Origin of the sequence: Nocardia yunnanensis (assembly GCF_003626895.1) — a bacterium.
GTDB lineage: Bacteria > Actinomycetota > Actinomycetes > Mycobacteriales > Mycobacteriaceae > Nocardia > Nocardia yunnanensis.
The window spans coordinates 7,185,240-7,207,351 of sequence record NZ_CP032568.1; the positions used below are offsets into that span (position 1 = coordinate 7,185,240).

Here is a 22,112-nt window from a genome sequence, read left to right on the forward strand (position 1 = left end):
GCAGTAGTTTTCGGTTGAGCTGCGGATTCCGCCTGCCGGTCGTCGTTCCCGAGGTAACATTGCAGCTACCCTAGGGTGCGACTCTGCGGGATGATTCTATTGAGGCAGAGCCGGTTTCGGATTCGACACATGTGCGCGGTTTTGCTTGTCCAAGCGACTCATTCGCGTGGCGGACGTGTAGGTGATGGGTTCTGCCGAGTATTACCGGGGATCTGATGAGAGCGATACACCGCAGATAGCGGTCCGAGTCTGCCATTTCTGATTGTGATGCCTTTCAGATGCAGAGAGTATTCAACTGCGCCGTAGCTGAAAACACCTGCCGCGTAAGGATCTGTCATGACTGCAATTCATTCTTCGGGCTGTCTCCGCCCGGAGCTACGCACGATGCCCTCGGTCCCATATGAGGGGGATCGCGACTTCTCCCGCCACGTCGACGAGATGCTGACAGGCTTCCTCGAACGCAAGTCGTCCGAGATGCCTTCTGTGGCAGGTGAACTCGTCAGGGAGATCGCTGTCCTTTTGGGGGGAGGCAAGCGATTACGCCCGCTGCTGTGCCATCTGGGTTGGCTCGGCGCGGGAGGCGAGCGCGATGATCGAGCCGCGTTGCAGGCGGCGTCGGCGCTCGAGCTGTTCCATATCGCCGCGTTGATCCACGACGACATCATGGACCGCAGCGACCTGCGTCATGGTGTGGCGAGCGTGCATCGCCGGTTGGCCCGCTATTGGGACGATCCCGCCCAGCCGGAACGGAGCGAGTGGTTCGGGGTGTGTTCGGGCATCGTGGCCGGTGATCTGTGCTGGGCCTGGTCGGAGGAGATGTTCCGGACCTGTTGCCTGCCCGATGCGGCATTGAACCGCGCGGGAGCCTATTTGGCGACAATGCGCACCGAGGTCATGGCAGGACAGTATTTGGACCTGCATCCACCGGTCGGCTTCGTCAGCGACTGGCTCGGCTACGCCGAGCAGGTCAACCTCTACAAGACCGCACGCTATACCGTGGCACGCCCGTTGCAGATCGGTGCCGCTCTCGCCGGGGCTCCCGCGGCGCTGTTGTCGGCGTTCCAGCAATTCGGCGAGCGCCTGGGGTTGGCGTTCCAGCTGCGTGACGATCTGCTCGGTGTCTTCGGCGACCCGTCACGCACGGGCAAATCGAACGAGGATGACCTGCGCGAGGGCAAACGCACCATGCTCGTCGCCACCGCGCTCCAATATGCCGACAGCCGACAGGCGGCGACGATCGAATCCTACCTCGGCAACGCACACGGGCGCACCGAATTGGACTGTCTGCGTGCCGCTATCGCCGCCACCGGCGCACCGGATCGGATCCAGGAGGCGATCACCGAGACCAGCCGAGCAGCGATCGAGGCATTGCACGGCGCGCCCTTGAATGAGCTGCTGCGCGACACCCTGATCCAGCTGGCGGTGAGCCTGACCGATCGCGCCGCCTGACCGACAGCATCCGAACCTCGCGTACGGCAAGGGAACCGAGCGGAAAGACGGTCCATGAACAACATCTCGACATCGGCGCCTACGGATCCGACCATGGCGCGGATCCTGCAGTTCTACTGTCCGTTCACCGCCGAGACCAACCCGGAGGGCGCTCGGATCCTGCGGGCAACGGTGGACTGGGCCTCCCGATACGACCTGGGGTCGGGCAATCCCGCCAAGACCGAGATGCTGGCGCAGACCGGGGTCGCCTACACCGTGTGCGCGAATCCCCATGTGCGCGGCGAACTCGCGCAGGCGCTCTCCGACTACAACGCCTGGGCATGGACGATCAACGACTTCGTGGGTGCGGCGGTCTCCACCGCCGAGGCTGTCTACCGGCTCGGCCGCTGGGAACGAATCGTGCGCTCGCCACAGTCCTGGCACCGTGACGGCAACCTGTTCGAATCCGCGGGCGGCGAAGTGCTCGAACGAATCCGCGGCTTGGTCACTCCGGTGCAGTGGCAGCGATTCGCGGCAGGGCAGAGCCAGTGGATCCAGGCCATGGCGTGGGAGGTCGCGATCAGAGAGCTCGCGCGCCCGCTCGGCGTCAACGAATACGTGGCCATGCGGATCAGCTGCGTCGGCGTCTATGCCGCCACGTCGTACTTCGACATGACCGAGGGGATCGAGCTGAATGAGACGCAGTGGTCCGATCCGTTGGTACGCGCGGCGGTCGAGGCAGGCGCCTTCGCCGGCGGCCTCGACAACGACCGCTACTCGTATCTGCGCGAGAAAGACCTCGCCATCGCAAAGAACAACATCTTCACCGCCATCCGCACCGACTATCCCCACCTGACCGAGTTCGAAGTCGTCGACCAGGCCATCGGCCTGCGCGATCAGTGCCTCACCCAATACCTACACCTACGCGACAAGGCGCTACCCACGGCCGGGGATACGCTCGAAAGATATTTGCGGGCAGTCGATCTCATGATCGGCGGCAACCTGAACTTCGCAGTGACGGGCATCCGCTACCAGATTCCCGACGTCGCGAGCGGAGTGACACTCACACGACAACCACCGACCGGCAACAGCTTTCGACTCCACATCCCGACAATCGAGTGGTGGTGGGCTCAATGACAGCCTTCGGCACCGTTCAGCACATCCGTGGCGGAATACGGTCGATATTTCGACTGCGACGGGAGAAATCGGGGAGTCGCCGACACGGGACAGGCGAAGATGCCGACGAGAAGAGCGCGCCGATCCCGATGGCGCCTGGACCGTGGCCGGTGCTGGGGCATCTTGTGCCGATCACGCGTGATCCGCTGGGCTTCATGGAATCGCTGCCGGCACACGGTGACCTGGTCAGAATCAGCCTCGGACCGATCACCGCGGTGGTGATCTGCGATCCAGAATTGACTCACCGAATGTTTCGCCGTGATCGGATCTTCGACAAGGGCGGCCCTCATTTCGACAGCGCGCGAGAACTGGTCGGCCAAGGTGTGGCCACCTGCCCCCACGCCTTGCACAGACGTCAGCGACGGCTCCTACAGCCTGCCTTCCACGCCAGCCGGGTCAGCGCATACGGGCCGACGGTGACGCGAAAGATCAGCGCGATGGTCGATTCCTGGCACGACGGGCAGATCCTCGACATCAACGTCGAGTTGCAGGCATTGGCGTTCCGGGTGATCGTCGCAACGCTGTTCGACGAGGCGATTTCCGAGGCCCACCAGCAACGGTTGATCCACCACGTGCAGGTGGTCTTCTCCGGCGTGTTCCGTCAAGCGGTGATGCCCCGACGGCTACGCCACGTACCGATTCTGGGCAACCGCTCACTCGAACGCGCAGCGGCGGAAACGCGGGCCATCCTTGGCGAACTGGTCGCGACCCGCCGGACAGTAGGCGGTGACGATCAAGACGACATGTTCTCGGCATTGATCAGCGCCCGCGACACCGACGGCGGCTGTCTGAGCGAAACCGAGATCGTCGAGCAGGCATTCACGTTCATTTTCGCCGGCACCGATTCCAGCGCAGCAACTTTGGCGTGGGCTTTGATTCTCCTGGACGAGCACCCCGACGTCGCCGCCCGCGTCTACACCGAGGTCGACACCGTCCTGGCGGGACGACCCGCCAGCCACGAGGACCTGCCCCGGCTTCGTTTCACCGAGCAGGTCATCACCGAAACCTTGCGTCTACACCCCCCGAGCTGGCTGACACCCCGGACCGTCACCGAAGACACCGAGCTCGGCGGCCACCGACTCTCAGCCGGTACCACCATCATCTACAGCTCGCACCTGATCCACCATCGAGCAGACCTGCACCCCGACCCCGACCGGTTCGATCCCGACCGGTTCGCCCCGGCCAAGATCCCGCCTCCACGCAAAGCGCTGATGCCCTTCGCCGATGGCGCCCGAAAATGTATCGCCGAGCAGTACGCCGTGTCCGAAGCGGTAATGACTCTGGCAACCATCGCCGCCCGCTGGCACCTTGCTGCCGTAACCGGCACAAACACCAAACCCTCGCGTGCAGTGGTCCCCCACCCGCGGAGACTTCGTATGCGCGCCACCGCCCGCGTCCTCGAGAACCTCCCACCCCATGTGCCCGCCGAGCGAGCGTGATCCCGCCAGGTCAAACATCGACCCGTGCTCCTCGACGGATTCAGTTGTGGCCGCACTGCCATCCGGTGCTGTAGCGGGCCTGAAGCTACTGATCCTGCGACGGGGTGATGGCGACTTTGCGAGGGTAGGCGGCACGATGGCGAATACGCCATCCCAATGCGGTGCGATCGAACCGGTCATGAAATGTGAGGGCGGTGACGGTGCCGTCGGCGCGAAGCCCGAGCCCTTTGGAGTGCACCAGCGCAGTGTCGGTGCCGGATTCGACGATCACCGGGGCAATGCCCATCAGATGCGCGATCGGCTGGTTGTCACCGAGCTGAAGCACCATCCGCGCCAGGCCCTCGGGAACGGAAATCAGACCGTAGGAGGACGCGTCGTACTCTCCGCCTTCGATGTAGACCTCACCGAGACGATCGAGTTCGCGCTCATCGATGAGGTGTCCGTACAGGCTCAGGACACGGAAAATCTCGGACTGATCTTCCAATGTGAGGGCCATGAAGTCGGAGCATAACCGCGCCTCGGGCCGCTAACCCGGAGGCTGGTCACCGCGTCACGCCCGGTCGGTGACCGACGGATCGCTGAGATCTCGACACCAGCAGAGGGACCCACGAGCGCGAACGACCGAGGTGACGGTCGATACGTGAGATCTCATGCTCGACTTGTCGTCAGCCAATCATGTTCCAGTGCACCCAGTTCGGTGCGTGGCGGCTCCAGGTAGGTCCATTCGCGCCCGATCCGGTGCCAGTTGCCGCTGGCTCGGAGTTTGCCGAGCAGGGCCAGAGTTCCGTATTCGACGCGGCGGGCGAAAGCGTGTTCGGCGGGGGCGTACGCGTGGCGAAAATTCTCGAAGTAGCCGCGGCGGGGGTCGACGATCGCGAGCAGTGAGGTCGCGGCGGTGTCGTCAGTGATGCGGATCTCGGCATCGGTGAGGATCCAGCCCGACATTTCGTGGAGCAGCCGCAGGCACTGGTCGGCGGTGATCGGTGAGTCCTGTTCGAGCAGCCCGTATTCCACGCCGAGGGCGCGCAGATCGGTGCCGCGGTATTCGGCAGCGGCTCTGGCACAGGCGATTTCGAAGTCCACTGCGGTGTCGTCCATGTGCTTGACCAGGCCGAAGTCGAGGAAAACTACCTTGCCATCAGGTGCGAGCAGGATGTTGCCGGGATGCGGATCACCGGTGAAGTGGCGCTCCCGCAACATCGATCCCAGGTAGAACCGCAGCACGATCTCGCCGACCCGATCCCGGTCGACATCGGGAAGCGCTGCGATCTGCTCGAATCGAAGTCCTTCGACGAGTTCGGTGACCAGTACTCGCGCGGTGCACAATTCGGCCAGGATGCCGGGCAGACGGATGAACGGATGATCGCGGAACATCTCGGCCATCGTCGCGTGGTTCGCGGCCTCGGTGCGGTAGTCGACCTCGTCGGCGAAGTGGGTGGCGAGCTCGCGGACGAGCGCAGAATCGGACACGGCTGGCGCGACCTTGCGTACCAGGCGCATCATCAGGCCGAGGTTCTTGACGTCGGCTCGGACGGCGACATCGATCCCGGGGTACTGCACTTTCACCGCGACCGCGCGGCCATCGTGCAGGCGAGCGCGATAAACCTGACCGATCGAGGCGGCACCGATCGGGGATTCGTCGAACTCGGCGAACACCGCATCGATCGAACTGCCGTAATCGCCCTCGATGACCGCACGCATCTTCGGGAACGGGACGGGTGCGGACTGGTCGTAGAGGGCGGAGAGTTTGCGCTGAAAGCGCTCGCGCTGCTGCGGAGACAAATGAGCGGCACCGAAGACAGCGAGCACATCGAACATCGACAGCAACTGTCCGGCCTTCATGGCCAGACCCTTCATGCTTCCGAGCACGGTGACGATGTCCTCGGCCGCCTCGATAACGGCCCGTTCGGTCCGGGCACGGTGTTCTTCCTCGGAGTCGCGAACCGCCGACAGCGCGACTCCCGCACCGCGAACGGCTTGGCCGGCAATGAGTTTCCCCAGCTCAGCTCCACGCCGCGCGCGGGATACGGGTATTTCCTCGGCCATCGACGACCTCTCTGCAGCTCTCGACGGACATTAGCAGACGGCGTTGTCGACTAATCCTTGAATTCCATGCTTCGCAGCCCCTGCGCGAAGACGGTCATCGCGGTGTCGATGTAGCGACGGCGGTCCGCCTCGCCCCGGCCTTGCAGGGTGCGCATGACCGGCGGAATGGTCAACGCCAGCAGCATCCAACCGACATCCTCGGTGTTCACGTCATCTCGCACCAGTCCGGAATCTACGGCGCGGGAAAGAAATCTGCCGACGGTCGCGGCCAGCATGCCGCCGAAACCGAGGATGCGGGCATTGAGTTCCTCGTCGATGCCAGGGAGCTCGAACAGCATTGCCTGCATCAGCCCCGGGTCGGATTCGGCGATGTGGCACATCCGATCCACCGCATCGGACCAGATCGCGATAAGTTCCTCGACGGTGACCTCGCGATCGAGGGTCGCCGGTTCGAAGACGTCACCGGCGATCTCGGTGAGCAGCCGATCGATCCCGAAGTCGACGACATCGTCGAGAATCGCTCGCTTGCTGTCGAAGTAGCGATAGAAGGTGCCGTAGCCGACACCGATCTCGGCGGCGATATCGGCAGCCGAGGCCGCTGCATACCCCTTCGTGGTGAACACCCGATAGGCGGCCTCGATGAGCTCGCGTCGTCGCCGCTCGGTGTTCTGTTCGTCGCGCGGCCTGCCGGGTCCGCGGCCACGTTTGGCCAGTTCGGTCATCCAGCACATCGTATGCCCCCAGCCGCCGGGGGCCGTGGACGGTGAGTTTTCGGGTCGCCCCTTGCGCTCCCGTCTGAGACGATTTAGTTTGATGACACACTCGTCTATTAATTCAGTGCAGATCAAGGTGCCACTGGTAGAGATCTTGCACTTGCGACAAAGGGGTCGATGCATGGAACGGTCGAATCTGACTGCTTTTAGCCGATGGGTGCGTCAGTCATGACGGTCGCGGTGGTGACCGGTGCCGGTAGCGGGATCGGCCGTGCGAGTGCGCTGCGCTTCGCCGCCCGGGGAGCGACCGTGATCGTCGCCGATATCGACGAGCGCGGCGGCGGCCACACCGTCGCCCGGGCGCGGTCCGCAGGCGGGCAGGCGGAATTCCGCCGCCTCGATGTGGCCGATGCCGCCGGGTGGGAGGAGTTCGCGGAGCGGATCGTGCGCGGCCACGGTGTACCCGACGTGGTCGTCAACAATGCCGGGATTCTCATCTCGGGCGGCTTCCTGGAGCAGAGCGGTGACGACTGGCGGCGCATGATCGCCGTCAACATGATGGGACCGCTGCTGGGGTCGCGAGCGTTCGTACAGCGCATGGTCGATGCGGGCAAGCGCGGCGCCATCGTGAATGTCTGTTCCGTCGGCGCTTTTCTACCCACTCCCCTGTGCCCCTCGTACGTGACGGCCAAGGCCGGCGCTTGGATGGGCACCCAGGCGCTCCGTGCCGAGTTCGCGGGGCAGGGCATCCGGGTGAGTGCGGTCTGTCCGGGGCTGATCGCGACCGATCTCTCGGCCCATGGCACCCGGGCGGGCGCGGACGCCGCTGCCGAGGCCGATTGGGCCGCGAAACTCGCTCGGGGACAACAGGTCTTCGGCCGGTCCCCGGATCGGGTGGCGGCCGCCATCGACCGTGCGATCCGCTGGAATCTGGCGACCGTGCCGGTGGGTATCGAAGCCTGGGCCGGATGGTATCTGTCGCGACTGTCACCCGGTGTGATGCGCGGGATCACCGGGCTGGCGCAGATGCCGTTGGCGGAGAAGGTCGTTCGAATGTCGGGCCGAGTGCTGGGGGGTCAGCGATGAGAACTGCGATGGTGACCGGCGCCGGTGCGGGTATCGGGCGCGAGACCGCCCGACTGCTCGCCGAAGGCGGCTATCGGGTGGTGGTGGCCGATATCAACGAGACGGCCGCGCAGACGGTCGCCGACGAGATCACCGCCGTCGGCGGGCACGCGTACGCCTGCCTGCTGGATGTGGCGAGTGAAGCGCAGTGGGACAAGGTCGCGGAGTGGGTGCACGGCGAGTTCGGACCGGCGCATGTCCTGGTCAACAACGCCGGGATCATGGATACCGGCGGATTCGTCGAAACCAGTGCGGCGCAATGGCAGCGCACCGTCGACATCGATCTGATGAGCGTGATCTACGGCTCGCGGGTGTTCGCCCGGCAGATGATCGACGCCGGCATCGAAGGCCACATCGTCAATCTGTCCTCCGGCGCGGCGTTCTTCCCGGCCCGCTACATTCCCGCCTACGCCGCGGCCAAGGCCGCAGTGCTGATGGCCAGTCAGGCGCTGCGAGTGGAGTTGCGCCCCAAGGGCATCGGTGTCACCGCCATCTGCCCCGGGGCCATCCGCACCGAGCTGCTCGCGCACGGCACCCGCGCCGGGCTCGATGCCGCCGAGCAGGAGGCCTGGCGCACGCAACTGGGCAAGGTCCAGTCCCTGGCGTTCGCGACGCCGGACAAGGTCGCCCGAGTCGTCGAACGGTCGATCCGCCGCAATCCCGCCGTGGTGCCGGTCAACCCCGAAGCGTGGATCGGATACGGGCTGTTCCGCCTCTCCCCCGGTCTGGTCCGTGCGGTCGGCAGCGTCGGTTCCTTCGATCTCGCGGACCGGCTGCTGCCCCGTATTCAGCCACTGCTGAACCGAATCACGAAGTGAGACAAGCATGAACAACGTGGACAAGCCGGAATTCGAGGTCGCCGTCATCGGCGCCGGCCCCGGAGGCATCGCGGCCGCGGTGAAACTGCGCCGCGCCGGAATCGACGACTTCGTCGTCCTCGAACGCGCCGACGAGGTCGGCGGCAGCTGGCACGAGAACCACTATCCAGGTCTGGGCGTTGATATTCCGGCGCTGGCCTACCAGTACTCGTTCGCGCGCAAAGCGGACTGGAGCCGGGTGTTCCCGCTCGGGCCCGAGGTCAAGAAGTACCACGTGGAGGTCGCGCATCGGTTCGGTGTGCACGAGCGGGTGCGGTTCGGGGTCGAGGTCGAACGCGAGGAATGGGACGACGACGGCGGGTACTGGATGCTGCACCTCGCCGGTGGTGCGGTGGTGACCGCGCGTTTCGTCATCAGCGCGGTCGGCGCGTTCGTCCGGCCCAAGGCTGACGTCGGCATCGCCGGTGCGACCTCGTTCAAGGGCAAGGTGCTGCGGCCGAGCAGTTGGAACGACGACTACGACTTGACCGGTAAGCGGGTCGGCATCATCGGCACCGGAGCCAGTGCGGTCCAGATCATTCCGTCGATCGCCCCGCAGGTCGGCCAGGTGACCGTCTTCCAGCGCACGCCGGTGTGGGCAGTGCCGAAACCCGACTTCCAGGTGCCGCGCGCACTGCAGCGTGTGCTGGCGATCCCCGGGGTGCAGCCACTGCTGCACGGTAGCGCGCTGGTGGTCGTCGACCTCGCCCTACGTGCCGTCGTCGGGCTGCCGCCGACCGTCGTGCACCCGGTGATGGACCGGTTCGACGCCGCCTGTCAGTCGCTGTATCGGCGTTACCTGGCACGCGTCGTCACCGATCCCGAAACCCGTGCAGCCCTGACTCCGAACTTCGGTCTAGTGGCCAAGCGCCCGACGCTGTCCAGCAGCTATCTACGTGCCTACAACCGCGACAATGTCGCGTTGGTGACGACGCCGATCGAGAGGATCACCCCCACCGGTGTCCGGACCAGCGATTCGACCCTGCACCGATTCGACGCGCTCATTCTGGCGACCGGCTACGAGGTGTTCTCCGACCCGGAGACCTACCGACCGGGAACCGTGCTGGGGCGCAACGGATTCGACCTCGCCAAGTTCTACAACGAGGAGGGATTGCAGGCATACCAGAGTGTTTCGGTACCCGGCCTGCCCAACCGCTGGACCCTGGTCGGCCCGTACTCCTGGACCGGTTCGGGCTGGCACGCCTTCGTGGAGATGACCGCCGATCACGCGGTACGCGCCATCGGCGAGACCCGCCGGCGTAAGGCGGGCTGGTGCGAGGTCCGCAAGGACGCCGCGGACGCCTACCACCGCGAGGTGTATCGCCGCGGTGAATCACTGCGCTACTACCTCGCCGATCTCAACGGCCACGTTCCGACCTACTACCGGAACTCGCAGGGCGACACCACCTACGTGCGTCCGTCGGGCTTCTTCGAAGCCCGACGCGGCAATCGGAGATTCCCGCTCGAGGACTACGCATACGGGACCCGCACCCCGGCGACGGTGTCGGCATGACGGGCCTCGCCGACAGCGTCGGCATGAACCAGGGCGCGGCGACCGGCGCGATTCCGGTGCAACCGGGTCGGGTCAATGTCGAGTTTTCCAGCCGCGCCAGTCTGCGGCTTCGACTGGCAAACGCGTTGCTGCGCGCGGTACTGCGGCCTGCGGTCGACGGACTCTGTGTGCTCGGCGAGAGCGCCCCGCTGCGGGGTGACCGCGCCTTCTGGATCGCCAATCGTGCCGATGCACTGGCCGCACCCTTACGGGCGGCCCGTGGAACACGCCGAGAAATGGTTCGATTCAGCGACTTTCGGGCCGAATGGCTGTGGCATCGCGACGATCCGGGACCGGACGAGACCGACCACGGTGCGATCGTGTACTTCCACGGCGGTGGATTCCTGGCCGGTGGCTTGAACAGTCACCGTCGTCACGCCGCACGCATCGGCCGCACCGCCGGTGTGCCGGTGCTGAACGTGGACTACCGGCAGCTGCCGAAGGGGCACATCACCGATACGGTCGAGGACGCGCTCACCGCGTACCGCTATCTGCTCGAGCGTGGTCGTCCGGCCGAACGCATTGTGTTCGCCGGTGATTCCGCCGGTGGAGGATTGGCCTTCATGGCGGCGCTGGCCGCTCGCGCACGCGGAATGGCCTTGCCCGCCGCACTCGTGGCCATGGCCCCCTTCGCCGACCTCGATCCCAACATTCGGCGTGCGCATCGGAACGATCGACGCGATTCGATGCTGTCGGCCCGAGCATTGTCGATCCCCGCGATGATCGGTTTCGCCCGGGACGGCGTTCTCGATCCGGCGTGGTCGCCGGTGAATCACGAATTCACCGGTCTACCCCCGGTGCTGATCCAGGTGAGCGATATCGAAGTGCTGCTGCCGGATTCGGAGGCACTCGCACGCCGCTGCGCCGAAGCCGGCGTCCCGCACACCCTGCAGATCTGGAACAACGCCGTCCACGTCTTCCAGGCGGGCGCGGACATCCTGCCCGACGCGCGAGCGGCCGTCGCCGAGATCGGCGCCTTCATTCGCCGCGAACTCGACAGCCACGCCGGCGGATACACGAAACGGACTACCGCGGCATGACTCGCCGCACGACCACGAGCAGGCACCCATGAGTACGAACAGCACACCGACTTTCCAGGTGCTCGTCATCGGCGCGGGATTCGGCGGCATCGGCACCGGGGTGGCGCTACGCCGCTCGGGTATCGAGAACTTCCTGATCATCGAGAAGTGGCACAAGGTCGGCGGCACCTGGAATGCCAACACCTACCCCGGCGTGGCCGTCGACGTCCCCTCACCGATCTACAACTTCTCCTTCCAGCAGCGTTCACACTGGTCGCGATTCTTCGCCCCCGGCAAAGAGATTCAGCGCTACGCCGAGGAGGTCGTGGACCGGCAGGGCCTGCGCGGCAAACTGCGACTGGGCTGCGGCGCGACCGAGGCCCGCTTCGACGAAGCCGCGGATCTGTGGCGCGTACGCACCACAGACGGAGACGAGATCACCGCGCGGTTCCTGGTGAGCGCCGTCGGCGCGCTGGAACAGCCGAAGCCGCCGGCGATTCCCGGCATCGATGGCTACTCCGGCCGGCTCATGCACACCGCACGCTGGGACCACTCCTATGATTACAGCGGTAAGCGCGTCGCCGTGATCGGCACCGGAGCGACTGCGCTACAGGTGATTCCGCAACTGGCCGCCAAGGTCGAGCAGCTGACGGTCTTTCAGCGCACCGCCATCTGGGTCGCGCCCAAGCTGGATTTCCCGATGGGCGCGCTGAGCAACAAAGCCCTCGACTTCCCGCCCACGCAGCAGGCGGTGCGGTTCCTCGGCAATGTCGCGGTCAACGCGTTCCTGGGCCTGGGACTCGCCTTGTCGAACTATCCGCGCCTGACCTCGGCGGTACTCGGGACCGGCGAGGCGGCACTGAAGGCCTACCTGTTCACCCAGATTCGCGACCCCGAACTGCGCCGCGCGCTCACCCCTACCTACCGACTCGGCTGCAAACGGCCCTCGATCTCGAACGCCTATTTCCGGACCTACACCCAGCCGCACGTCGAACTGGTCACCAACCCGATCGAGAAGTTCACCACGGACGGCATCGCCACCGAAGACGGAACGCTGCGCGAGTTCGACATGGTGGTCACCGCCACCGGATTCCAGGTCATGGACAAGGGGGCAACCCCGCCCTACCCCGTCTACGGCTGCGGCGGAATCGAATTGGGCGAGTTCTGGGACCAGAACAAGTACCAGGCCTACGAGGGTGTCTCGGTCCCGGCGTTCCCCAACATGTTCCACATCTTCGGCCCCTACGGTTATGCACCGGGCTCGGTCATCCCGCTCATCGAAGCGACCGCCGCCCACAGTGCCCGGGCGATCAAGGAAACAGTGCGCCGAGGCGCGACACGGGTGGAGATCCGGCAGGAGCCACACGACGAGTACTTCACCCGCATGTACGCCCGCAACAAGAACACCTATCTGTTCAAGCAGGGCTGCGCCGACTCGCGCACGTACTACATCAACTATCAGGGCGACGGACCGGCGTTCCGCGCCACCACCCAGGCCGGAATGTATTGGAGCAACAGGCATTTCCCGCTCGATCACTACCGCTATACCACCACGAGACCGGCCGTGCTCGAATCCGTCGCCCACGCGGACACCTCGCGAGCATTGATCCCGCACCCCTGATCTGGAGACGACCATGAGTATCTTTTCGTTCCTGCACACGCAGCATCCCGCATCGCAACCGGCGGTCGATGACACCCTGTTCGACACCGCCCGGCTGGTCATCACCGTCGAGAAAACCTTCGACGCGCCCGTGGAGGCGGTGTGGACCGCGATCGATGACGATCACGCGTGGAAATGGCTGCCGTTCCCCTGCACCGGCGTGAAGTACGACTCGCCCGCCCGTGGTGTCGGGATCGTGCGCGAAATGGGTTCACCCTTCGAGCCGCTGCGCTTCCTGTGGGTCGAGAAGGAGAAGTTCTGGCGGTACGAGCCGAACCAGCGCATCACCTTCGGTGTGGTGAGCGGCAATTGGCTGCAGTACCTGCTGGTCCGCCAGTACGGCGAGGACAAGACGTTCACCGACCTCGGCGACGGCCGGACCAGGGTCACCTGGACGATCGCGGTCACCCTGCGCTGGCCGTTACGGTTCGCCACCTGGTTCCCGCCGCTGTGGCGAGCGGCCTATCGAGTCGTCGGTATCGGCCCGCTGTTCGAGCGGCGCGTCGCTGAGGTCGCGCGCACCACCAGACCGCCGCTGCGGTCGATCAATACGAATGGAATCTCCTCGGCCGAGCCGAGCAGTCACCCGGCCGACAAGGAGGGCACCAAATGAGTGGCAACAACGGATCGGACGCCGCGCGCATCAGCTCGCGCGAACAGCCGCAACACGAGGTCGTGGTCATCGGCGCGGGCATCGGCGGTATCTGCGCCGGGGTCAAGCTGCAGGAGATCGGCGTCGACGATTTCCTGATCGTCGATCGCGTCGGCGGTCTCGGCGGCACCTGGTATAGCCACAGCTATCCCGATGCGGGCTGCGATATCCCCAGCACCACCTACCAGTTCTCCTTCGCGCGCAAACCCGACTGGGACCGCCTGTTCGCCAAGCGCGACCAGATTCTCGAGTACCTGCGCGAAGTCGCCGCCGACTACGACCTGCCGCGACGAATGCGCTTCGACACCACCATCGTTCGCGAGGAGTGGGACGAGGACCACGCGCTGTGGCGGCTGCACGTCGACACCGGAGAAGTCATAACCGCGCGGTTCGTGATAAGCGCCGTCGGCGCATACATCAACCCGAAGACCAAACCGAACATCCCCGGATTGGATACCTACACCGGTGTTTCCATGCATCCGGCGCACTGGAATCACGACTACGACTTCACCGGCAAGCGGGTCGGCATCATCGGGGTCGGGGCGAGCACCATGCAGATCGCGCCCAAACTGGCCGCACAGGTCGAGCGGCTCGACATCTACCAGCGCACACCGCAGGTGTACCTGCCGAAACCGGACTTCGCGCTGAAGCCATGGATGCAGAAGCTGCTGGCACTACCCGGCGGATCGGCGGTCGCCAACGGACTCGCCCAGACCGTAGTCGACCTGATGCTGCGCGTCGCGATCTACACCCCCGCACCGCTGTGGCGGGTCGGCGCCCGGATCATCGACTTCGCCGGCCGCCACGCCTACGCGCGCTGGGTGCGATACAAGGTGAAGGACAAGGAGATTCGCGAGCAGCTACGCCCCGACTTCGGCATCGTGTGCATTCGCGGCGGCGCGGGCGGCGACTACCTGCCCACCCTCAACCGCGACAATGTCGAGCTCGTCACCGCCGGAATCGCCGAGATCACCCCGACCGGAATCCGCAGCGCCGACGGTGTCGAACGCGAGATCGACGCCCTGGTGGTGTCCACCGGCTACGAGGTCTTCTCGGACCCCGAAAGCTACAAGCCCGGAACCGTCATCGGCCGTGACGGATTCGACCTCGGCGTCTTCTACAACACCGAGGAGCTCAAGGCCTACTACAGCACCTCGGTGGCCGGAATCCCGAACCGCTTCATCATGATCGGCCCGTACTCCTGGACCGGCACCGCGTTCCACTACTTCGTGGAGAACGCCATGCGCCACATCGCCACCGTGATAGACGAGACCCGTCGCCGCGGGTCCACCATCGTGGAGGTACGGCCGGAGGCCCAGGAGCGCTTCCACCAAGACATGCTCCGCAGCGGCCGAAACCTGTCCTACTACCTGGAAACCCGCTGCGAGGGCTCCAACAGCTACTTCGTCAACTCACAGGGCAAATCCCCGTACATCCGGCCCTGGTCACTGTGGAAGACCTACCGCAAGGCCGTTCGCTTCGACCGCGAGGACTACAGCTACCGCAGTCCCGCCGAAATCGACGCCCCCGCGAAATCGGTCCCAGCCCAGCTCACCGAGGCGTGACCACGCGTGGCCAGGTGCGCGGCCACCTGGCCGCGACAACACCATTGGCAAGCCCCGACTGCGGGATCTATCGGGAGCGCGATGGACCGGAAGTCACCGTCAACAATCAGGACGAACGTGCGCGGGGTGCTCCCGGGTGAGATCACCGGTGCGGCGATGTTCGAAACCTTGGAACGCCACGCACGCGTCCCCCGCGACAAACAAGACTGGGAAGCGTTGCGCTGCCTGGAGATTCAAACAAGGGCAAGCATCGCCACACCGCTCGGACATCTGATTCACACATCGACGGCGGCAGAGTCCGGAGCCCGAGGGGCGGGCTCGGTGGCCGGCGCGACATTGTCGAGCCTGTCGCCACCGACGCAGATGCGAATCTTGATCGCCGGGACCAAGCCGACCGTGCCACCTGGTCAGGTCCTCGGCCCGAACTGGCGCAAGCGCTCACTTCGGGCGGTTGGGGGGCCTTGGCCGAAGGAGCGGAGCATCACCCGACGCGAAAAGATAATCACTATTAACATATGCAACCAATGTGAATAGTATGACTATCCGAAGGCGAGTGGGTAGCCCACCATAGATCATGCGCCTCTGATCCAGGAGCAGCTGAATGACCCAGCCCGAGTTTCGACGGCGGATCTCCGCCCGGATGAGCCGAATGCCAAAGCCGATCCCGACCGTGTGGGCGCTTATCGACACCCTGCATTACGCCATCGATGCCGTCATCACGGTGGTCGAGCGGATCCATCTCGGGCGGCACGAGCACTCGGGGCCCCCGGTCACCCAACGTGCGGTAAGCACGCAACAGTCCGACATGTCGGCGCCGGGCCGGCGTCCGCGGATCGCGCATCGCGTATACGACGCCGCACGCACGGCTCATTGGTATGTGTGACGGTCGCGTTCGGATAGCGTCGATCATCTCGTGACCAGCCGAAAAATACAGTCCAGCAACAGACTTCGATCTCGTTCCGCGCACAGCATCACCGACGCGATGGGTGACGGGTTGGCCCGGCGGATTCTCACAGGCATCTATCGCCCGGGCGTTGCCGCACCCTCCATCCGCGACCTCGCGGCCGAGTTCCACACCACCCGCAACACCACCGCTCGTGTTCTGCACGAACTCGCCGCGCGCGGATTGCTCGAGCGACCACGAGCGACCGAGTCGTTCCGGGTCCGCGATGTGCGGTCCGACGCCGGCGTCGATGCCTACCGATTCCTGTTGGACCCCGTCCTGATGCCGGACTCGGCCGCGGCGGTCTTCACCGAGATGCTCGACATACTCGAAGGCATTGTGATCGATGCGGTGGTCGGGCTGCTGCGGGGGACCCGCCCGGTGAGTCGGCGATGGCTGTCCGAACGCCTGGACAGTCTTCCCCGCGACGCCGTCTTCGACGACGGGGCCAGAATCCAGACCTTGACCCTCGCGGTCGAGGTGCTGCGCGAACTACTGGCCTTGCCCCAGTTCGGCCTGCAGCGGGCGATTCTGAATTCGCTCGCGACGGCGCTGCTGAATGTTCCGGAGGCGGTCCGCGCGTTGGTCCCCGAGCGGCCCGACCCGTATCTGCCGCTGTGGCACGCTCTGGCGGCCACGGCATCGTTCGGCGGTCTGTCCGACGCCGGTATCACCCGGGCGAGCACATTGTGTCGCGTGTACCACCGGTCGGCGATAGAGCGCTTCCAAGAGCTCATAATCGAGCGTCAGGGCGAGGCCTTCGGCGTCGATCCCGCTGAACGCGGCGACATCATCGGGGCGTGATCTGCAGTCGTATCCGGCCGTCTGCCGACACGGAGTTCACCGCCTGGGCTATCAGCGCCGAAAGATCCAGGCCCTGTACCGCGGTTCCGGTACGTTCGATCAGCGGCCCGATGGCAGGGTACAGACGCTTGGCGTCGGGGCCGATGCGGTTGAGGTAGCCGTCCAGATTGTTCAGGAAGGGCAACAAGCCGCTGCCTTCGCTGTACGCCTGGGGCACGGGGCGCGCGTCGAGCAGCTCTTGGAGCGAGTCGACGACCTGTTGCACCTTGATACCGAACTGATCCAGTTGCGGTCCGCCGTTGGCCATGTCCGCACCGGCCTGGGCGATGTCCGGTCCGGGGACCTGTGCGTCAGCCAGCAACGCGCGAATGCTCGGTATGCGCGCGATCAGGGTGGAGGCGAGAAGATCGGTGGCATGGGTCAGCTCCGGCAAGACGGTGTCGGTGCCGGCCATCGCCTGGGAGAACGTGGCGACCAGGCCCGCCAGGGCCTGTGGGTCGAGTTGCCGCAGCAGGTCGGTCACGGTGCGCGCGACCTCCGGGATAGAGCGAGGGGTACTGATGGCCTGGGTGTGCACGAGTTGCCCGTTCGCGAGATACGGACCGCTGCCGGTCGGGGAACGGAAGTCGACGTACGGCTCGCCCAACGCCGACAGTGTTTCGATGACGACCGTGCTGTCGGCGGGGATGCGATGCCCCGGATCGATGTCGAAGCGCACCTGGACGCCGTCGGCGACATTGCGCACCGACGTGACCCGGCCGACTTTCACCCCGGACAACAGGATCGGCGAGTGCGGCACCAGGTTCGCCGCGTCGGGGATGAGCATCACCGCCGAATCGCGGTGTTGGAGCCAGTCCACGCGGGCGACGCCGAAAAGCAGATATACGACACTGACGACCGCGACCACAGCGATCGACGTCAGCGACAGCACCGAGCCGAGTGCCGGGCGCCTCACCGCACCATTCCGATCATCCGCAGGGTGGAGATGATGCTGTCGGTCTGATCGGCGACCGAGAGCTGTTGTCCCGCAGCGGAATTATCGACACGGATGCCGAGCACATCGACTGTCGGTCGCTGCACCCACGGAATCAGTTTGTCGCGCAAGAAGTCCACCAGACGATTGAGATTCGAAGGCGCCGACAGATTCAACGGCCGCCCGGTGTTCAGCAGCATCGGCACGAACGCGTGTGCGGCGGCATCGCCGGCGGTCAGCAGTGGTGCGAGCCAGGCCAGCGCGTGAGCGATGCCACCGAGCGCGCCGATGACGCCGACGACGTGAATGAGCGACTGGGCGATCTCGGTAATGTCCACGACGCCCTGCGGCGTGAGGATCTCATCGAGCTGTGCCCGATTGTCCAGCAGCACGGAGGCATTCACGTTCAATGAATCCAGGAACGCTCCGAGATCCTCCCTGTTCGCGGCGACGTCGATGAGATCGTGCTTGAGCACATCGGCGAGGCGGCGCGTCTCGGCGGGTTCGGCGGGCAGGGCGGCGTTGATCTGGTTGACGGTGTCCTGCACAGAACGCAGCGCACCGCCTGAGACGAATGTCGCCAGACCGGAGAGCACATCCTCGATCTGCAGCGCGGGTTCGGTCTGGGTGATCGGCAGCAGCCCATCCGGTGCGAGCACCGGACCGCCCGATGATGCGGGAAGGTCGAGGCCGATGTAGATGTCGCCGAGGATGGTGTCCTGGCGCAGTTGAGCTTTCGCCGACGTGGGAACTTTGACGGAGTCCTCGATCTCCACCTCGGCGATGACCGAGCCGCCCGCGCCCGCCGATGGATCCACCACCGTGACCTTCGAGAGGGTGCCGACCTGTGCGCCGTTGGCCATGACTCGCGCGTGTGAGGGGAGATTCAGCGCGTTCGCGAACTGGATGCGAATCGCGTAGGTATCGCCGTGCGTGCCCGTGCCGGGCAGCGTCAAACTCGACGGGTCGACACCGCATCCGGTGGGCAGCACTACCGCCAGCACGACCGCCGGTGCCAGCAGCAGTCGGGAAATCCATGGACGCGCGGTCACCGTGCGCCTCCCGCGAGGCTCAATACCAGGGCGGTCAGGTCGGTAGCGGCCAATCCGTCGCCGGAACCCGTGCAGTGCCCGGGAAGCACAGCGTCGATCGCCGCGCAGACTTGGTCGGCCCCCGGCTGGTCCAAGGCGACCCGGGGAGCGCTGTAGGCGACCATGATCGCGCCGGTGGCCGGGTCGGTGACGGTGCGGAATCCGTTGGCGACCACGGGGATCAGGTCGATGATCTTCGCCAGCGAATCCGCGTGCGCGGCGGCCAGGTCCAGGAACGGGACGGTCTTGTCCAGCAGTCCCAGAATCCGTTCGCCGTACTTGGTGGTGATGTCGTTGAACCACGGCAGGATCACCACGATCGAATGCACGATCTGGACCACCTGATCCCAGACGTTGTTGACCAGTTCGAGGATCGGTGACAGCCCGTCGAGCATCTGTCGCAGGTCACCCCAGCCGTCGGCCACACTCTTCGACAATGTGGTGAGAGTGTCGATCAATGACCCGATGTGCGCGACGGAGCTGTCGGGGTTGCGCAGCGCACTCGCCAGCTGGGTGATGATCGAGTTCAGCGTCGGGCCGGTGCCGGCGGTGGCACGGTCGAACTCCGAGACCGCGGCACTGAGGGTGCCGCGTCGGGCCGGGTCGCTGCCGCCGTCGAGCTGATCGGCGAGTTTGGACATCGCGTCCAGGGTCTGGGTGATGCTCTTGGGCGTAGCGGTTTTCGTGATGCAGGAGCCAGGATTCCATGGCGCTCCGGTGCTCTCGTTCAGCGCCAGTCGACGGTCGGCGACGATGGTGTCCGACAGGGTGGTGGCGGTCGGTTCACCCCGTAGGGGATGCCTGGCGTCGATACGGAATTCCACTCTCACACCGGAACCCTCGTTGCGGACCGCCGTAACGGCTCCGACCTTGATGCCGCGCAAGGTCACATCGTTGCCGCGGTACAGGCCGATGGCGTCGGGCAGAATGGCGCAGTACCCGATCCGCGCCGCGGTCGGGCGCAGCATGACGAAGCCGGCCACCGCGGCCAGCGCGCCGACGAGCACCACCCCCAGTACGGAAACGAATCCGCGGGAGGCGAAGAGCTTGCGCAGCATCAGCATCTCCTTCCCGGTACGGGGACACAGAGAGCCGGCGCGGTGACGATGGCGGCGGATTGATCGACAGCGATGCCTTGGGGGGTGAAGAGCGCGCGCAGCCGATCACCGGCCTGCGCCAGTTGGTCGGCGACGTCACCGAGTCGTTGCCCGAGCTGATCGAGCTGCGGCGCGGCCGCCAGGAGCCGATCGGCCATGGGTTCGAGTTGTTCGCGCCATGCCGGCTCGATGGCGGCGATGCGCGCGAGAAGTTCGTTCGCGACCCGCAGCGCCTCCTGCACGTCGGCTTGGCGGTCCAGGATCTGGGTCTCCATCAACCCGATCTTGTTGAGCATGGCGCCGATGACCTTGCGTGAATTCCCGAGCATGCTCAGGTATTCGTCGGCGACATCGAGCGCGCGGCTCACATCGTGATTCTGTGTGTTCAACAGTCCGACCATGGTGGACAGGGCGTCGGTGAGCGTGGTGACCGAGTTGGGGCTGGCCTGCAACGACGCGGTGAGGTCGCTGAGATTGCGCCGCAATGTGTCACCGTCCACACCGGCGATCGGTCGCTGCGCGTCCTGGATGGCCTGAACCAGGTTGTAGGGCAAGTGAACCCGGTCGGCGGGAATCGTCGTCGAGCCCAGCGGCGATGCACCGGCCGGGGTCACGGCGACATAATGGCCGCCGATCGGGGTGAGCATGCGGATGTCCAGACTCGTTTCGGCGCCGATCGACACCGTGTTCTCGACCGTGAATTGCATCCGGACGGCGGCATCGGTCAACTCCAGCGATGTCACCGAGCCGACGGAGATCCCAGCGATCCGGACGTCGTCGCCCACGTGTATCGATCCCGCGTCGTCCACGAGCGCGGCATAAGTGTGCTTTCCCAGCGGTACTACATAGACGACCACGCTGACGGCGAGAACCACCACGACCACGCCGAGCCCGGCCACGCCGAGCAGGCGTTGGGTACGTCTGTCTGTGTCTGTCCCGTACCTCAGATCACGGAGAAAACGGCCCGCGCGCCTCAGCCTTTGCATATCGAAACCCGCTGTCCGCCGATCAGAACCGCCAATGGCGCTGGCACCTCGGCGCTACCTTTGCTGCAGGTGCGATCCACCCCGGCGGGAGTGGCGGGCAGCAGCGCGATGAGCGATTGCAGCAGTCCCGGCAGCCGGTTGAGCAGATCGACGGTGGTCTGCGGGTCCGGGAACAGATAGCGAAGATCCTGCTGCAGGTCGGGATTGTCCGGTTGGGTGAATCCGAGCCGGGCCAGCAGGCTGTTGAGAGGCCCCAGCACCGAGGGCGCCACGTTCACGAAATCCATGAGTCCTTCGAACTGTTTCTGCAGGTTCACGAACACATCGGAGATGCCCTTGATCAAGGTCGCGGCCTCGGGTGACTTCCCGCCCAGGTGCTGTGCGACCTGTTCGAAATTGCGCAGCAGCAGCGAGATGACCGCTTGGCGGTCCGAGACGTAGGCCGATAGTTTCTCGATCGCGTCCAGGGTCGTGCCGACCGCCGTGCCGTCTCCTTCGATCACGGCGATCGCGTTGGACATGAAGTGGTTCAGCGCATCCGGCGAGAACTCGGCCAGCACCGGCTCCATGCCGTTGAACAAGGCGGTGATGTCGAACGAGGGGATCGTGTGCTCGGCCCCGATCGACGCGCCCGCGGTCAGCCGCGTGCCCGGATGATCGGGTTGCTTGATGTCCACATAGCGCTGCCCGGTCAGGTTCTGATATCGGATGGCGAGCGTGCTGCTGTCGTACACCGGGCGATCGCGTTGCACGGTGAACCGCACGCGGGCACGGCCGTCGACCAGATCGATCGCGCTCACCTTGCCGACCGCCACGCCGAACATTCGCACGTCGTCATTCGTGTGTAGTCCACTGGCGTCGGTGAACGTCGCCTCGAGGTCGATCGTGTGGCCGTTGATCGGCCGCTGGATGGCGACAATGATCCCTGCCATCAGGGCCGCGATGATCGCTGTGAACAGCACGAGCCGAACCAGCACGGCGCGAAC

Annotated in this window: 20 protein-coding genes; 12 read left to right on the top strand and 8 right to left on the bottom strand. The window is 65.3% G+C overall.

Annotation, left to right across the window (positions count from 1 at the left end):
* The first annotated feature begins 336 nt into the window (after nucleotides 1-336).
* From D7D52_RS33615 to D7D52_RS33625, 3 genes are read left to right on the top strand one after another with little or no spacing between them, the layout of a single operon-like run.
* Nucleotides 337-1,449, top strand: coding sequence for a polyprenyl synthetase family protein (locus tag D7D52_RS33615; protein ID WP_120742904.1), 1,113 nt, complete (start codon nucleotides 337-339; stop codon nucleotides 1,447-1,449).
* Nucleotides 1,450-1,503: 54 nt separating this feature from the next.
* Nucleotides 1,504-2,565: a terpene synthase family protein gene (locus D7D52_RS33620; RefSeq protein WP_162958729.1), complete on the top strand. Its 1,062-nt coding sequence runs from the start codon at nucleotides 1,504-1,506 to the stop codon at nucleotides 2,563-2,565.
* On the top strand, nucleotides 2,562-4,043 hold the full coding sequence (locus D7D52_RS33625) for a cytochrome P450 (RefSeq protein WP_246023486.1): 1,482 nt from the start codon (nucleotides 2,562-2,564) through the stop codon (nucleotides 4,041-4,043). The genes D7D52_RS33620 and D7D52_RS33625 overlap by 4 nt, the downstream gene beginning before the upstream one ends.
* Before the next feature lie 85 nt (nucleotides 4,044-4,128).
* Here D7D52_RS33625 and D7D52_RS33630 read toward each other — a convergent pair whose 3' ends face one another.
* From D7D52_RS33630 to D7D52_RS33640, 3 genes are all read right to left on the bottom strand, one after another.
* Nucleotides 4,129-4,539: a nuclear transport factor 2 family protein gene (locus D7D52_RS33630; protein WP_120742910.1), complete on the bottom strand. Its 411-nt coding sequence runs from the start codon at nucleotides 4,537-4,539 to the stop codon at nucleotides 4,129-4,131.
* 152 nt (nucleotides 4,540-4,691) lie between these two features.
* Nucleotides 4,692-6,089, bottom strand: coding sequence for an ABC1 kinase family protein (locus tag D7D52_RS33635; RefSeq protein WP_120742912.1), 1,398 nt, complete (start codon nucleotides 6,087-6,089; stop codon nucleotides 4,692-4,694).
* 50 nt (nucleotides 6,090-6,139) lie between these two features.
* Nucleotides 6,140-6,811, bottom strand: coding sequence for a TetR/AcrR family transcriptional regulator (locus D7D52_RS33640; RefSeq protein WP_162958730.1), 672 nt, complete (start codon nucleotides 6,809-6,811; stop codon nucleotides 6,140-6,142).
* A gap of 219 nt (nucleotides 6,812-7,030) precedes the next feature.
* Between D7D52_RS33640 and D7D52_RS33645 the strand changes: the two genes are divergently transcribed.
* The 9 genes from D7D52_RS33645 to D7D52_RS33685 all read left to right on the top strand — a co-directional run bounded on the left by D7D52_RS33645 (nucleotide 7,031) and on the right by D7D52_RS33685 (nucleotide 16,979).
* Complete coding sequence (locus tag D7D52_RS33645; protein ID WP_120742916.1) at nucleotides 7,031-7,888, top strand: SDR family NAD(P)-dependent oxidoreductase; 858 nt, start codon at nucleotides 7,031-7,033, stop codon at nucleotides 7,886-7,888.
* Nucleotides 7,885-8,745, top strand: coding sequence for an SDR family NAD(P)-dependent oxidoreductase (locus tag D7D52_RS33650; protein ID WP_120742918.1), 861 nt, complete (start codon nucleotides 7,885-7,887; stop codon nucleotides 8,743-8,745). The genes D7D52_RS33645 and D7D52_RS33650 overlap by 4 nt, the downstream gene beginning before the upstream one ends.
* A gap of 7 nt (nucleotides 8,746-8,752) precedes the next feature.
* The gene (locus D7D52_RS33655; protein ID WP_120742920.1) at nucleotides 8,753-10,297 is read left to right on the top strand and encodes a flavin-containing monooxygenase; all 1,545 of its coding nucleotides are present in this window, start codon (nucleotides 8,753-8,755) and stop codon (nucleotides 10,295-10,297) included.
* Nucleotides 10,298-10,320: 23 nt separating this feature from the next.
* On the top strand, nucleotides 10,321-11,376 hold the full coding sequence (locus tag D7D52_RS33660; RefSeq protein WP_120744668.1) for an alpha/beta hydrolase: 1,056 nt from the start codon (nucleotides 10,321-10,323) through the stop codon (nucleotides 11,374-11,376).
* A gap of 28 nt (nucleotides 11,377-11,404) precedes the next feature.
* Nucleotides 11,405-12,976: a flavin-containing monooxygenase gene (locus tag D7D52_RS33665; protein WP_120742922.1), complete on the top strand. Its 1,572-nt coding sequence runs from the start codon at nucleotides 11,405-11,407 to the stop codon at nucleotides 12,974-12,976.
* Between the two features lie 13 nt (nucleotides 12,977-12,989).
* The gene (locus D7D52_RS33670) at nucleotides 12,990-13,628 is read left to right on the top strand and encodes an SRPBCC family protein (RefSeq protein WP_120742924.1); all 639 of its coding nucleotides are present in this window, start codon (nucleotides 12,990-12,992) and stop codon (nucleotides 13,626-13,628) included.
* Complete coding sequence (locus tag D7D52_RS33675; protein WP_120742926.1) at nucleotides 13,625-15,232, top strand: flavin-containing monooxygenase; 1,608 nt, start codon at nucleotides 13,625-13,627, stop codon at nucleotides 15,230-15,232. Before D7D52_RS33670 ends, D7D52_RS33675 begins: the two co-directional genes overlap by 4 nt.
* Nucleotides 15,233-15,833: 601 nt before the next feature.
* Nucleotides 15,834-16,115, top strand: a complete 282-nt coding sequence (locus D7D52_RS33680) for a hypothetical protein (RefSeq protein WP_162958731.1) — start codon at nucleotides 15,834-15,836, stop codon at nucleotides 16,113-16,115.
* A gap of 99 nt (nucleotides 16,116-16,214) precedes the next feature.
* Nucleotides 16,215-16,979 carry a GntR family transcriptional regulator gene (locus tag D7D52_RS33685; protein WP_120742930.1) on the top strand — a complete coding sequence of 255 codons (765 nt, stop codon included), beginning with the start codon at nucleotides 16,215-16,217 and terminating at the stop codon, nucleotides 16,977-16,979.
* On the opposite strand, the gene D7D52_RS33690 is transcribed toward D7D52_RS33685, so the two are convergent.
* The 5 genes from D7D52_RS33690 to D7D52_RS33710 all read right to left on the bottom strand — a co-directional run bounded on the left by D7D52_RS33690 (nucleotide 16,966) and on the right by D7D52_RS33710 (nucleotide 22,103).
* Complete coding sequence (locus D7D52_RS33690) at nucleotides 16,966-17,934, bottom strand: MlaD family protein (RefSeq protein WP_162958732.1); 969 nt, start codon at nucleotides 17,932-17,934, stop codon at nucleotides 16,966-16,968. The genes D7D52_RS33685 and D7D52_RS33690 overlap by 14 nt on opposite strands.
* Nucleotides 17,931-19,004, bottom strand: coding sequence for an MlaD family protein (locus D7D52_RS33695; RefSeq protein ID WP_246023489.1), 1,074 nt, complete (start codon nucleotides 19,002-19,004; stop codon nucleotides 17,931-17,933). Before D7D52_RS33695 ends, D7D52_RS33690 begins: the two co-directional genes overlap by 4 nt.
* On the bottom strand, nucleotides 19,001-20,101 hold the full coding sequence (locus D7D52_RS33700) for an MlaD family protein (RefSeq protein ID WP_162958733.1): 1,101 nt from the start codon (nucleotides 20,099-20,101) through the stop codon (nucleotides 19,001-19,003). Before D7D52_RS33700 ends, D7D52_RS33695 begins: the two co-directional genes overlap by 4 nt.
* On the bottom strand, nucleotides 20,101-21,039 hold the full coding sequence (locus D7D52_RS33705; RefSeq protein WP_246023490.1) for an MlaD family protein: 939 nt from the start codon (nucleotides 21,037-21,039) through the stop codon (nucleotides 20,101-20,103). The genes D7D52_RS33700 and D7D52_RS33705 overlap by 1 nt, the downstream gene beginning before the upstream one ends.
* 74 nt (nucleotides 21,040-21,113) lie before the next feature.
* The gene (locus D7D52_RS33710; protein WP_246023492.1) at nucleotides 21,114-22,103 is read right to left on the bottom strand and encodes an MlaD family protein; all 990 of its coding nucleotides are present in this window, start codon (nucleotides 22,101-22,103) and stop codon (nucleotides 21,114-21,116) included.
* Between the last annotated feature and the right edge of the window lie 9 nt (nucleotides 22,104-22,112).

Bases quoted from the DNA above. Each gene is read 5' to 3' on its own strand.
- D7D52_RS33685 (WP_120742930.1), top strand. From the start codon at position 16,215: ATGGGTGACGGGTTGGCCCGGCGGATTCTCACAGGCATCTATCGCCCG.
- D7D52_RS33640 (WP_162958730.1), bottom strand. From the start codon at position 6,811: ATGACCGAACTGGCCAAACGTGGCCGCGGACCCGGCAGGCCGCGCGAC.
- D7D52_RS33620 (WP_162958729.1), top strand. From the start codon at position 1,504: ATGAACAACATCTCGACATCGGCGCCTACGGATCCGACCATGGCGCGG.
- D7D52_RS33670 (WP_120742924.1), top strand. From the start codon at position 12,990: ATGAGTATCTTTTCGTTCCTGCACACGCAGCATCCCGCATCGCAACCG.
- D7D52_RS33615 (WP_120742904.1), top strand. From the start codon at position 337: ATGACTGCAATTCATTCTTCGGGCTGTCTCCGCCCGGAGCTACGCACG.
- D7D52_RS33680 (WP_162958731.1), top strand. From the start codon at position 15,834: ATGACCCAGCCCGAGTTTCGACGGCGGATCTCCGCCCGGATGAGCCGA.
- D7D52_RS33655 (WP_120742920.1), top strand. From the start codon at position 8,753: ATGAACAACGTGGACAAGCCGGAATTCGAGGTCGCCGTCATCGGCGCC.
- D7D52_RS33660 (WP_120744668.1), top strand. From the start codon at position 10,321: ATGAACCAGGGCGCGGCGACCGGCGCGATTCCGGTGCAACCGGGTCGG.
- D7D52_RS33625 (WP_246023486.1), top strand. From the start codon at position 2,562: ATGACAGCCTTCGGCACCGTTCAGCACATCCGTGGCGGAATACGGTCG.
- D7D52_RS33645 (WP_120742916.1), top strand. From the start codon at position 7,031: ATGACGGTCGCGGTGGTGACCGGTGCCGGTAGCGGGATCGGCCGTGCG.
- D7D52_RS33650 (WP_120742918.1), top strand. From the start codon at position 7,885: ATGAGAACTGCGATGGTGACCGGCGCCGGTGCGGGTATCGGGCGCGAG.
- D7D52_RS33675 (WP_120742926.1), top strand. From the start codon at position 13,625: ATGAGTGGCAACAACGGATCGGACGCCGCGCGCATCAGCTCGCGCGAA.
- D7D52_RS33630 (WP_120742910.1), bottom strand. From the start codon at position 4,539: ATGGCCCTCACATTGGAAGATCAGTCCGAGATTTTCCGTGTCCTGAGC.
- D7D52_RS33700 (WP_162958733.1), bottom strand. From the start codon at position 20,101: ATGCTGCGCAAGCTCTTCGCCTCCCGCGGATTCGTTTCCGTACTGGGG.
- D7D52_RS33665 (WP_120742922.1), top strand. From the start codon at position 11,405: ATGAGTACGAACAGCACACCGACTTTCCAGGTGCTCGTCATCGGCGCG.
- D7D52_RS33635 (WP_120742912.1), bottom strand. From the start codon at position 6,089: ATGGCCGAGGAAATACCCGTATCCCGCGCGCGGCGTGGAGCTGAGCTG.